At 67.4% G+C, this 11,402-nt stretch carries 10 protein-coding genes and 2 pseudogenes; 4 read left to right on the top strand and 8 right to left on the bottom strand.

Going from position 1 to position 11,402, the window contains the following annotated elements; translation table 11 throughout:
- Positions 1–758: pseudogene (locus AC27KI_RS13370) on the top strand (M48 family metalloprotease); the annotation flags it as partial.
- Here the strand turns inward: AC27KI_RS13370 and AC27KI_RS13365 are convergent.
- The 4 genes from AC27KI_RS13365 to AC27KI_RS13350 form a co-directional block, all read right to left on the bottom strand.
- A complete protein-coding gene (locus tag AC27KI_RS13365; protein ID WP_272569868.1) occupies positions 726–1,082 on the bottom strand; it encodes a phage holin family protein in 357 nt (118 codons plus the stop codon). The pseudogene AC27KI_RS13370 and the gene AC27KI_RS13365 overlap by 33 nt on opposite strands.
- A gap of 161 nt (positions 1,083–1,243) precedes the next feature.
- A complete protein-coding gene (locus AC27KI_RS13360) occupies positions 1,244–2,740 on the bottom strand; it encodes a hypothetical protein (RefSeq protein ID WP_487114211.1) in 1,497 nt (498 codons plus the stop codon).
- Between the two features lie 535 nt (positions 2,741–3,275).
- On the bottom strand, positions 3,276–3,752 hold the full coding sequence (locus tag AC27KI_RS13355; RefSeq protein WP_284430621.1) for a hypothetical protein: 477 nt from the start codon (positions 3,750–3,752) through the stop codon (positions 3,276–3,278).
- A gap of 122 nt (positions 3,753–3,874) precedes the next feature.
- On the bottom strand, positions 3,875–4,633 hold the full coding sequence (locus tag AC27KI_RS13350; protein WP_284406519.1) for a TerC family protein: 759 nt from the start codon (positions 4,631–4,633) through the stop codon (positions 3,875–3,877).
- Between the two features lie 526 nt (positions 4,634–5,159).
- On the opposite strand from AC27KI_RS13350, the gene AC27KI_RS13345 reads away from it, so the two are divergent.
- Positions 5,160–5,597, top strand: a complete 438-nt coding sequence (locus AC27KI_RS13345) for a DUF3717 domain-containing protein (RefSeq protein WP_284409770.1) — start codon at positions 5,160–5,162, stop codon at positions 5,595–5,597.
- Positions 5,598–5,697: 100 nt separating this feature from the next.
- A complete protein-coding gene (locus AC27KI_RS13340) occupies positions 5,698–6,006 on the top strand; it encodes a putative signal transducing protein (RefSeq protein ID WP_284400636.1) in 309 nt (102 codons plus the stop codon).
- Positions 6,007–6,178: 172 nt separating this feature from the next.
- On the opposite strand, the gene AC27KI_RS13335 is transcribed toward AC27KI_RS13340, so the two are convergent.
- Positions 6,179–6,739 carry a YaeQ family protein gene (locus tag AC27KI_RS13335; protein ID WP_284400640.1) on the bottom strand — a complete coding sequence of 187 codons (561 nt, stop codon included), beginning with the start codon at positions 6,737–6,739 and terminating at the stop codon, positions 6,179–6,181.
- An 86-nt stretch (positions 6,740–6,825) separates the two neighbouring features.
- Positions 6,826–8,205, bottom strand: a complete 1,380-nt coding sequence (gene purB, locus AC27KI_RS13330) for an adenylosuccinate lyase (RefSeq protein WP_272566529.1) — start codon at positions 8,203–8,205, stop codon at positions 6,826–6,828.
- A gap of 104 nt (positions 8,206–8,309) precedes the next feature.
- Here purB and AC27KI_RS13325 point away from each other — a divergent pair, with 104 nt between their 5' ends.
- Positions 8,310–8,924: a glutathione S-transferase family protein gene (locus AC27KI_RS13325; protein WP_272566531.1), complete on the top strand. Its 615-nt coding sequence runs from the start codon at positions 8,310–8,312 to the stop codon at positions 8,922–8,924.
- Positions 8,925–9,260: 336 nt separating this feature from the next.
- Here AC27KI_RS13325 and AC27KI_RS13320 read toward each other — a convergent pair.
- A pseudogene (locus AC27KI_RS13320) lies at positions 9,261–9,867 on the bottom strand (glutathione peroxidase).
- 150 nt (positions 9,868–10,017) lie between these two features.
- The gene (locus AC27KI_RS13315) at positions 10,018–11,220 is read right to left on the bottom strand and encodes an HD-GYP domain-containing protein (protein WP_284430626.1); all 1,203 of its coding nucleotides are present in this window, start codon (positions 11,218–11,220) and stop codon (positions 10,018–10,020) included.
- Positions 11,221–11,402: the final 182 nt, after the last annotated feature.

Genomic DNA, 11,402 nt, shown 5'->3' with positions numbered 1-11,402 from the left:
CCGCCGCCGCACCGGCCACGCCCACGCTGGAACACGCGATGATGGCCGCGCGCGCCCGCGTGCTGTCCCGTCCGGGCGTGGATGTCTGGCGGCAGTGGACGACCGAGCCGCTGGGCACCGGTTTCGCCGCCCAGCCGTTGCCCCGCCGGGTGGCGGCCTGGTACGCGGCGGCGCTGAGCGCCAGCCAGCTGCAGGACGTGCCGGCGGCGCGCACCGCACTGCGGGGCTTGATGGAGGCGGTGCGCGGCGATGCGCCGGCGCTGCGGCAGGCGAAATTGCTCAGTGCGGAAATCGAATTCGCGGCCGGGGACTTCCAGGCCGCATTGCTGCAGTTGCCAGCGCAGGCGACCCTGGCTTCTTCAGCGAGCCCTGCAGTCCAGTCCTCTGCGCCGACGGGGCGGCCGGAGATGCTGCTGCGCACGCAGGCCCTGCTGCGCACGGGCAATGCCGAGGAAATGACTGGCCCACTGCAGACGCGGGTGGCGACGCATCCGCACGATGCCACCGCGTGGCACCTGCTGGCGGCGGTATGGCAGCAACAGAACCACCCGCTGCGCGCGGTGCGGGCCGAGGCCGAGGCGCATGCGGCACGCTACGACTACCAGGCGGCGGTGGACCGGTTCAAGGCGGGCCAGGATCTGGCCCGCAAGAGCGGCAGCCGGGGCGGCGACGCGGCCGACTACATCGACGCGTCGATCATCGAGACGCGTCTGCGGGCCGTCGATTCACTTCTTAAGGAACAGGCCACCGAGCGCTGATTCGATGAGCACGCCCAGCACCGAATAGATCAGCGAGCCGATCAGCGCCGCCGCGAAGCCCCGCACCTGGAAGCCGTCGCCCAGCACCGTGGCGGCGGCCCAGAACATGAGCGCGTTGATGACGAAGAGAAACAGCCCGATGGTGAGGACGGTGACCGGCAGCGTCAGCACCACCAGCACGGGCCGCAGCACGACATTGAACAGGCCGATGACGAAGGCGGCAATGAGCGCGCTGGTGAAGCTTTTCACCTCCACGCCGCTGTACACGTAGGCCACGAACAGCAGCGCCGCAGCGCTGAGCAACCACTTGAGGATGAGTTTCATCATGGCGCGGGAGCATAGCACCCGCATGCCATGGCTCGGCGGATTCGCTGGCCTGTCCCCGGCCCGCGAATGCGCTCAACCGCTGCGTTCAGGCGCCAGCGAAGCGATGGCTTCGTGGGTTCTTCGGGCGAGGCTTGCTGTCCGTCAGCCTGACCCCCGCTTCAGCCATGCGTTGCGGATGACGTTAGCAACGGTTCCCTGGCCTGGCTTTCCTGGGCGACCGCCCGGAATGGACGCGTCAGCGAACTCATGGCAGACGAGGCGCTTGAGGCAGCGACCTGTCCGACGAAGCCCACGCTGTCGAGCACCCCCGCCATGGCGGTGAGGGCCGCGCCTCCGACGTGACGCAGCAATTCGTTGTGAGGCGCGAGCCTCGCGACGATGGCCTCCTCGTCGATGGTCGGTTGCAGGCCGCTCGTCTCACCCGCTCCGCTCTCGAGGTCACCGATGTTTGCAGCAGAGTGTTGGAGCAAGTCCCCGATCACATTCGCGAAGCGCTGGTGATCGCTGGACACGATACCCGGGACGCCGGTCTGAGAGATGGCGGCAATGACATTCATGCCAATCATCTCGATCGGTGCAAAAGCGGTGCTGCGCAGGATGCGCAGCGCCGCTTCTGGAAGCGCACCGGTGACCATGCCACCGAGGAGGAAGGGCACGAGCCCCACCGCGAGTGCGACGCCCATCGACTTCTTGCCGATCACCGTACTGGGCTCCATCTTGAGTGCCAGTTCGGTGGCCAGATGGATGGCTTCGTCTTGTGCGACGCCCTCGGGCAGCTTCATCACGCCGCTGTGGACCGCGTGCTCGACGGCCTCCTTGACCGACTCACGGATCTCAGCAATCTCTCCAGGCACGCCCGCCGCCGCCGAGAGGATGGCGACCTCGGTCGTCCCCACGCCGATCAGCGCAGCGACAGCTCTCGGTAGACGAGCGGCGTTGTACTCGAGCAAGTTGTTCGGCAACGCGCCGATGGCCGACACGACCCCGGCAGTGAGCGCCTCGCCGAGCTTTTGCATGAATGGGAAGGGATCGCCACGGTCATTGGCCATGCGCTTCTTGACCGTCATCGTGTCCGCCGCCTCGATCGCGACCATGGGCGCCGCGTCGATCACCGACGCCGGCAGGCCCCACGCCACGGATGCGAAGCCAGAACCCAGCAGCGCGAGCTTGGCCTTTGGTGCCGCCACGAGCTCCCACAGCGAGCCCAGCCCCGAGCTGACGGCCAGGCTCGAGCCAAGCAGCTTGAGGTCGATGCTCTTGGCCGTAGCAAGCTGCAGCAGTCCTGTGGCAGCCATCTTCAGCGACAGGTCCGGCCGTGCGGCAAGCCGGTCCTCGATCAAGGATTTCAGTGCGGGCAAAGACGATTCCATCCTCGGACTTGCCTCCCGCAGCAGCGGGATGATCCGGCCGCGAAGGTCATCGCCGATTGCCTGCTCACCGCGAGCAATCACGCCGAGTAGCAGCGGGATGGTGGCGTGCTCCATCGGGGCGCTGAGGTCTTCGCCAAGCGCCGCCTTGAGGCTGTCCAATGTGTTTCCACCGTTGGCGCCCAGGCGAAGCGATAGCGTCGGCTCCTTGCCAGCCAGGGCCATGAATTTCAGGCCGGGCACTTCGGCAGGATCGATCGCCAGGGACTCCAGCAGTTTCTGGGTCACCGGGTTTTTGGACGTGAGTTGATTCCCCTCCACGCGAACAGTGCCCTGATAAGACGGGCCGGGACGGCTGTCAGATTGCAGATCGGCAAGCCGATCCGCTTCAATGCGAGGGCCCAGGCTGCTCGTGGAGGTCAGCGACTGACCTTTGGGCCGAATCGGAGGTCCGGACTCCATGGTGGACGGACGGGGCGAGCCGGGACGCGATGAAGGCTGACTCGCCGGCTGCTCGGGCACGGAAGAGGTAGAGGCGACGGAGGTGGAGACCAAGGGAGCAATCTGCATGGGTAATCTTGAGGCTGGAGGTGAGTGAAAAAACCTCCACCATCGCGTAGCCGTGCCAAAAATAACCCAGGGATCGCGAAGTCCAGTCTCCTTTCACGAAGTGCCTCGCTGCAGCAAGATCCCCGGTTGTCGCGGGTACCCGGAACCTCCGCGACGCACCGGACGCAACAGGTCGTCAGCCAGCACAACTACGTCATGTGTGCAGGACAGGCCCTTGCGCGTAACTGCTGGGCAGCAAGGCCGTGGGGGAGGATCACTCCGCCACGAACATGAACATCGCGCCCAGGCCGGCCAGCGTGCCCGGCAGGGACCAGCGGCGCGGCGATGGCTTGCGCGTGATGTTGACGGGGGCGGCCACCGCCTGGACGGGCGCCGGCGCGGCCACTTCGTCCTGCTTGGGGCGGCGTGCGTCGATCACGGGCACGGCGCCGTGTTCGGCCTGCAGCTGGGTGAGCAGATCGGCCAGCGGGCCCTTGGCCAGCACGGTGCTGGCCTGCACCCCCTCAGCCTGCAGCCAGGGAACGATCTGGCCGAACAGCTTGTCGGCCCACTTGGTGCGCCAGTTCTCGCGGGCGCTGTGGCTGACCCACTTGCTGATGCGGTGGGTCATGCGCGGCGCGCAGGCCACCAGCACCCATTCCGTTTTCTCGGCCGAGGCGCGGTGAGACAGGGGCGCCAGGACCTGCCGGGCCTGCTCGGCGTCGTCCACGTAAACGATGACTTTGTTCATGAGGCTTCCTTGTGACCTGGCAGGGGTGCCGTTAGCAATGGGGAGAGGGCCGGGCGAAATGGCCGGACGCCTGGCGGCGCCCGTGCCGTTTCGCCCAACGTTCGTCGTCAAGGCCTGCCCGCTCAGCCGTGGGCGGCCGGAGCCGCTGCGGCGCGGCGCGAGGCGATGGCCTTGCCGACCACCAGCACCAGCAGGGCGCCGGCGATGTGCGCGGCCCAGTACAGGGTGTCGGAGATCACGGCCAGGCCTTGCGCGTCGAGCGTGCCCAGCTTCGGTGCCCAGCTCCAGCGCTCGGTGTTGACGAAGATCGGGTCGGTGACCAGCATGCCGCCGGCGATCCAGCCCAGCAGCATGCCGCCGATGGTGATGATGATGGGGAAGCGCTCCATGAGCTTGATGACCAGCTGGCTGCCCCAGACGATGATCGGGATCGAGATCAGCAGGCCCAGGACCACGAGCAGCATCGAGTGCTCGCCGGCATTCTGGGCGGCGCCGGCGATGGCGATCACGTTGTCCACGCTCATCACCAGGTCGGCCACGATGATGGTCTTGATGGCCGCGAACAGCTTGTCGCTGCCTGCCACGTCGCCGTGGCCGTCTTCGTCAGGTGCCAGCAGTTTGATGCCGATCCACACCAGCAGCAGCGCGCCCACGAACTTGAGGAACGGCAGCGCCAGCAGCGTCATGGCGAACGCGATCAGGATGACGCGCAGGATGATGGCGCCGGCGGTGCCCCAGATGATGCCCTTGGTTCGCTGGGCGGGTGGCAGCTTGCGGCAAGCCAGCGCGATGACGACCGCATTGTCGCCACCCAGCAGGATGTCGATGATGATGATCTGCCCCAACGCGACCCAGAACTCGGGTGAAGTCAAGAAGTCCATAAATTCCTCAAAAGCAATGGCCGGGAGGAGGAACCCGCTACCCCTGTAGCGCCGGGCCCCTCCGGGAACGGGGGCTGACTGCGGAGGTGACCTGAGGCACGCCCGCGTTGCGCGGAGCGTTGTTCGATAGGGACGGCCTTGATCAGCCCGCGCAGGGCCCATCAAAGGTCTCGCTCGGTCCGCCATGCCGTGCATGGATGGACCCGGCCTGCCGGAAGCTTGCGCTTCGTACTGACGACAGGACCGACAAGCCCAGCCGCCCCGGGCGGTGTGCCTGCCGGATGTCTGCTGGGTTGGGAGCTACTCCCCTTCGAAGCCGGCATTGGAACACAGGGGCGAGCGGCCGTGCAAGCGAACGTGTCCCGCGCGCCGGGACGGTTTTGGGCCAAACAGGCCCAACGCCGGCGTTTTCATTGCCTTTGCTGCTATCAATTCGTGAGTGTTCTGCGGGGCAGCTCGGAGGCCGTCGGGCGCCCCGGGAGCGCACCCGGGCAGCGGTATGATCGCGGCCCCCTTTCGCACACCCATGGCCGTCCTGCACATCACCGACATCGAAGCCGCCATCAACCATTGGCGCGCCCGGTCGCCGTCGCCCGACGGCGTGACGCTGGCGCCCGAGCTGGTGGCGCTGGCCGAGGTCTACGCGCTGATGGTGTACTGGCACGAGGACGAAGCCGACGAGGCGGGCTTTCCCCCGGCGGCCATGGCAGCCTGGCGCGCCTGGTACGAGACCACGCCCGACACGCCGTGCATCGCCATCTGCTCCACCAGCCAGGGCGACGAACAATGCAAGGGCTGCGGCCGCAGCTTCGCCGAGGTGCAGCACTGGCTGGCGATGACGCCGGTCGAAAAGCGCACCGTGTGGCGGCGCATCACGCTGGAGAGCTCGGCGTGGCGTTTCAACCGCTACGCCGAACGCGCGGCGGAAGGCAGCACGCCGGCCGAGGCCAAGGCGCCTGCCTGAACGGCGTCGGTGGGCGTTTCGGCCCCCGGTGCCGGGGGATGGGCGGCGCCATGGCTTTCCCGCCCTTTACGGGCTGCGGGACAGCGGCTATGGTGGGTTCATGCTCCGTCTGACCCAGGCCCCCAACATCGCGATCGCCACCCTGTGGGCCGACCTGCTGCGCGAGGGCGGCATGCCGGCGTCGGTGCAGCGGCAATACCTGGGGGCCGCCGCCGGGCACCTGCCGCCCGACCAGTGCCTGCCCGAGATCTGGCTGGAGCACGACGAGCACGCGGCCCGCGCGCGGCAACTGCTGCAGGCGTTGCAGAACCTGCCCCAGCGCCGCTGGCTGTGCGGGTGCGGCGAAATGGTGGAGGGCGGGTTCGAGCAGTGCTGGCAGTGCGGCGCGCTGATGCCGCAGCCGGCTTGAGCTCAGAGAGCGCCGCATGCCATCGGGCGGGCCGGCGCGGCGCTGCGCGGCGTGTGGCCTGCCGCACGCTGTGATGCTCACTTATTGATAGCAATATGCCCTGGTCGATCATGCGCTGGAGGCCCATCAGGCTTCAAACCCCACCGACCTGGCACCCCCCCCCGTGGCCGCGTCACTTCCAGCGCTGGGGCTCCACGTGCACGCTGCCCAGGTTGCTGCTCAGGGTGAGCGCGCCCTCCTGCACCGTGGCCTGCAGCTGCATGCTGCGCTCCGCGAGCGCGGCCAGGGCCTGCGAGGCCTCGGCGGGCAGGCGCCACACCTGCAGCTTGTCCAGGCGCGACAGCTTGGTCTGGATGCCTTTCCACCACACCTCGGCGGCATGGTGGAAGCAATACACGATCACGGCGTCCGACTTGCTGCAGGCCTTGGTGAGCGGCTTGTCCTCGGGCTGGCCGACTTCGATCCACAGGCGCTTGCGGCCGGTGAAGTCGGTCAGGGAGACGTCCGGGTCGTCCGGGTCGGACAGCCCCGCGCCGAAGGCCAGGGTGCCGTCGCCCTGGCACACGGCCTGCAGCTGGTGGGCGTGGAGGGCCAGCGCCGCCAGCCGCACCATCATGCGTTCGTCGGTTTCGCTCGGGTGGCGGGCCAGCGTGAGCGAATGGTCGGCGTAGTAGCTGTTGTCGATGTCGGCGATCTGCAGGTTCGCCTTGAAGATGGTGGACTTGATGGCCATGGGCTGGTGCTCACAAAAATATAGCAGTCCGCGCCCGATGGTGGGGCGCGGACCGGCAAAAGGGCTTCAACCCCGGCGGTGGGCGGTCAGACGCGGCGCGCCAGCTCGGCGGCCTTGCCGATGTAGCTGCCGGGCGTCATGGCGAGCAGGCGCTCTTTTTCGGCCTCGGGAATCTCCAGGCTGCGGATCAGCCCGTGCAGGGCCTCGGCCGTCACGGTCTTGCCGCGGGTGACTTCCTTGAGCTTTTCGTAGGCGCCCGGCACGCCGAAGCGGCGCATCACCGTCTGGATCGGCTCGGCCAGCACTTCCCAGGAGGCGTTCAGGTCGTCCGACAGCGCCTCTTCGTTCAGTTCCAGCTTGTTCAGGCCGGTCATGAGCGAGGTGTACGCCAGGGCCGCGTAGCCCAGTGCCACGCCGATGTTGCGCAGCACGGTGCTGTCGGTCAGGTCGCGCTGCCAGCGGCTCACGGGCAGCTTCTCGGACAGGTGCTTGAGCAGCGCGTTGGCCAGGCCCAGGTTGCCTTCGGCGTTCTCGAAGTCGATCGGGTTGACCTTGTGCGGCATGGTCGAGGAGCCGATCTCGCCGGCCTTGAGCTTTTGCTTGAAGTAGCCCAGGCTCACATAGCCCCAGATGTCGCGCGACAGGTCGATGAGGATGGTGTTGGCGCGCGCCACGGCGTCGAACAGTTCGGCCATGTAGTCGTGCGGCTCGATCTGGATGCTGTAGGGCTGGAAGGTCAGGCCCAGGCCCAGGGGCTCGGGCGTTTCCACCACGCGCTTGCTGAAGGCTTCCCAGTCGAAGTCGGGCCAGGCGGACAGGTGGGCGTTGTAGTTGCCCACGGCGCCGTTCATCTTGCCCAGCATCTTCACCGAGGCCACGCGCTCGCAGGCGGTCTGCAGCCGCACGACCACGTTGGCCAGTTCCTTGCCCACCGTGGTGGGACTGGCGGTCTGGCCATGCGTGCGGCTCAGCATGGGCACGGCGGCGTACATGTGGGCCATCTCGCGCAGCTTGAGCACGATGCGGTCCAGGCCCGGCAGCACGACCTGGTCGCGGCCGGATCGCAGCTGCAGGGCGTGGCTGGTGTTGTTGATGTCCTCGCTGGTGCAGGCGAAATGCACGAACTCGGCCGCCTTCTCCAGCTCGGGGCGGGCCTCGAACTTGCCCTTGAGCCAATATTCCACGGCCTTCACGTCGTGGTTGGTGGTCTTCTCGATGTCCTTGATGGCGGCCGAATCGGTTTCGGAAAAATTCTTCACCAGCCCCAGCAGGTAGGCGCGCGCGCCGGTGGTCAGGGGCTTGAACTCGGCGAAGCCCGCATCCGACAGCGCGATGAACCAGGCCACTTCCACCTGCACCCGGCGGTGCATGTAGCCGTGCTCGCTCATGATCGGGCGCAGGGCGGAGAGTTTGGCGGCGTAGCGGCCGTCGAGGGGCGAGAGGGCGGTGATGGTGGACAGGCTCATGGGCGGGGATTGTAGGTGGCGCTGCCTGTAAGCTATCCAAGGCAAGACTGCCCATAAAATCAAGCGGCCTTGTCCCCGTCCCCTGCCGTGCCCGGAAGAACACCATGAAATTGATCGGATCCTCAGCCAGCCCCTATGTGCGCAAGGTGCGTATCGTGATGGCCGAGAAGAAGCTGGACTACCGCTTCATCGAGGAAGACGTCTGGGCCGAGGACACGACCATCGCCACCTCCAACCCGCTGGGCAAGGTGCCGTGCCTGGTGATGGAAGGCGGAGAGGCCGTGTTCGATTCGCGCGTGATCGTCGAATACCTGGACACCCTCTCGCCCGTGGGCCGGCTGATTCCCACGCAAGGCCGGGAGCGCGCCGAGGTCAAGACCTGGGAGGCCCTGGCCGACGGCGTGATGGACGCGGGCGTGCTCGCCCGGCTCGAGTCGCGCTGGGCCGGCCGCCAGGAGGGCGAACGCAGCCAGGCGTGGATCGACCGCCAGCTCGGCAAGGTCGAGGCGGGCATCAAGGCCATGGCCCAGGGCCTGGGCGAGAAGCCCTACTGCAGCGGCATCCACATGAGCCTGTCCGACATCGCCGTGGGCTGCGCGCTGGGCTGGATCGGCTTTCGCTTTCCCGAAATCGAATGGCGTGCCGAGCATGCCAACCTCGCCCGGCTGCTGGACAAGCTGGAGCAGCGCGTGAGCTTCGCTGACACACGACCTGCCTGATCGATCGCCCCGGCCCCGGGGCGCTGACTGACCACAAAGCAGCGCCTACAAAGCCAAAAGCGCGCAACCTGCGAAGGTTGCGCGCTTTGTTTTTGGCGGAATAAAAAAAGTTGCGAAGCGTCCCGAAACGAATTTAGAGAGGGAGGGAGGAGAAGCGCTTCAGGGTTTCAGTTGAACCACCAGGGTTCAAAAGGCTTCGCAACAGTAAAGGGTTGATCGGGGGCAAGCGTCGCCGCCTGCACTGGTTACTAGAGTAGTGACGATCCCGGGAAGTTCCAGAGGGAAGGTGGTTAAAACCATCAGAAAATGTAACTATTTCCATATCACGGAACTGCTTCAGAACGGTGACGTCTTCGGGCGCCCAGCGTCCAGTTGCTGCTCGATCGCGCGCACCAGCCGGGGGTCGCCCGGCTCCACCACGCTGGCGAAACTGCCGACCACCTTGCCGTCCCGGCCCACCAGGTACTTGTGGAAGTTCCAGCGGGGCGCCTCGCCGGCCTGGGCTTTCAATTCCCGGTACAGCGGCGAGGCGTCGGCCCCGACGACCCGGCTCTTGGCGAACATCGGAAACTTGACGCCGAAGGTGTTCTCGCAGAAGTCGGCGATCTGCGCATTGCTGCCGCCCTCCTGGGAGAAATCGTTGGAGGGGAACCCCAGCACCACCAGCCCCCGGTCCTTGTAGCGCGCGTGCAGGGCCTCCAGCCCCTGGTACTGCCCCGTGAAGCCGCAATAGCTGGCCGTGTTGACGACCAGCAGCACCTTGTTGCGGTACTGGCACAGTGGCTGGGGCAGTTCGTCCTGCAGGCGCAGGGGGGGTGTGGCGCAGCAGGGGCGGGCAGGTGCCGTCTTCCGTCGCGGCCGCCGGGCCCGCGGCCCGCGCGGGAAGGCCGGACAGGGCGAGCGGCGCAGCCGCCAGGGCAAGGCAAAGGACTCGGCGCAGCATGAAGGTCTCCTTGTCGATGGGGCGTCACAGGCAGTGGATCACGCAATGGGGGGCGGCCCACGAACGAGTTTGGCGCAAATCGGCGGAAAAGTCCCGCCCCGGCGCGCGCCAGGAGGCCGCCGCTGACAGGAGCGGCCCTGGCAAACGTTCTCAGACCAGGCTGAGCAAGCGGTTCAACTGCAGTTGCACGCGCACATCGCGCTGGGCGATGGCGCCGGTCACCTTCCAGGCGGGCTGGGCGGTGTCGCGCGGAATGAGCTCTCCGGTGGGCATGCCGTTGCGGTTGAGCACCACGGCCACGCGCGGAGTGGTGGCGCTGCCGCCGCGGCGCAGGGTGACGGCGATCTCCTGGCTCACCAGCCGCACGAACGCGCCCGGAGGATACACGCCCAGGGTTTTCACCAGGGCCGAACCGGCTTCATCCACCTGGTGCGATTCGTCGTAGTAGCTCGCCTGCATCGCCGCGGTGACGGGCATCGGCGCGCGCGAGGCGCGCGGGGCCAGGCGGGCGCCGAACACGTCCGCCCGCTGGATCAGCCGGGCGATCTGCTGGCCTTCGCTTTTGTCGGCCAGCGGGCCCGGCGAGCGGTGGTGGTGGCAGCGCACGGCTTCCAGCCATACCGGGTCGTGCACGCCCAGATGGCGCAGCAGGGTTTCGGATCGGGTGGCATGGCTTTCCACCGCGGCGATCTGCTCCGAGGTGAGCGGCTGGGCCTGAACGGCCAACTGGTCCTGCAGCGCGGTCATGGCGATGTTCATGGACAGCGCCGCGCGCCCGGTCTGCATCACGCGCTCCACCGGCCAGCGCAGCTGCTCGACGGCGACCAGCATGCATACGCAGGCCACGAGCATGGCGTGGGTGCCGCTGTACTGCCGGGTTTCGTGGCCGGACAGGTAGATGAGGGCCAGCAGGACCGCGTCGGGGCTCTGGCGGCAGTGCAGGGCGAGTTCGCGGTGCAGCGCATCGAAACGGTCGGGAAAGTCATGCGCCTGCGGCGCGCGCAGCAGCTGCGTGGCCCGCAGCTGCAGCCCTGGCCAATCGGGCGGGCCGCCTTCGACGCGGTCGCGCGAGGCCTGGGCGCCAGCGCTGATCTTCATGGAGGCGATCTGCCCGAGCGAGGTGTCGGACATCAGCATCTGCTGCAGCTGCGCCAGATAGGCGCGGTGGCTGTCGCCCGATTCGTCTGTGTCCACGCACAGCTGCAGGCCGCGCGACAGGAGGACGTCCAGTTCGTTGCGCGTGCGGATCACGTAGCCTTTTTGCGCCAGCAGCACGCCATCGGCCCCGCGCAGGATGAAGGGAAGCGGGGAGCCGAGCTGGATCGATTCGATGTTCAGCGCAACGAGGTTCATGGTGAGTCGCCGCATTATGGGCGCACGGGTGCGCCTTGAAAGCCGGCGCAATGGCGGGAACCCACCGTTGTTCGCCGGTTCCTGGTGGTGGCCCAGGGCGGTGGCGTGTGGCCGCCCCGTTCATTCAGCAGCGCCCGCGCGGGTCCGCCGGCGCCGCGCACGGCCCGCCGTCAGGGGCGTAA

It is taken from the genome of Acidovorax sp. KPB24-03, assembly GCF_057546605.1.
The sequence above is the reverse complement of the archived record's forward strand: the minus strand, read 5'-3'. Positions and strand labels throughout refer to the sequence as shown.